The following is a 212-nucleotide window of genomic DNA, read 5'->3' as shown; positions in this document are numbered from 1 at the left end:
ACCAAGCGGTTTGGCGACTTCACGGCTATCGATGACCTGACGCTGGATATCTACGAACGTGAATTCTTTGCCCTGCTGGGCCCGTCGGGCTGTGGTAAGACAACGATGATGCGCATGCTGGCCGGGTTCGAGACCATCACCGAAGGCACGATCCTTCTGTCGGGCAAGAATATCGCTCGGGTGCCGCCCAACCGCCGGGCGGTGAACATGAT

Annotated in this window: 1 protein-coding gene; it reads left to right on the top strand. The window is 59.0% G+C overall.

Annotated features, from left to right (window positions below):
• Positions 1-212 (top strand): ATP-binding cassette domain-containing protein (locus NLM59_RS11795; protein ID WP_304417975.1); only part of this gene is annotated, 212 nt, incomplete at both ends.

The organism is Profundicola chukchiensis, from assembly GCF_029664245.1.
In the GTDB taxonomy this organism is placed as follows: domain Bacteria; phylum Bacteroidota; class Bacteroidia; order Flavobacteriales; family Weeksellaceae; genus Profundicola; species Profundicola chukchiensis.
This window is presented reverse-complemented; position numbering and strand designations above follow the sequence as displayed.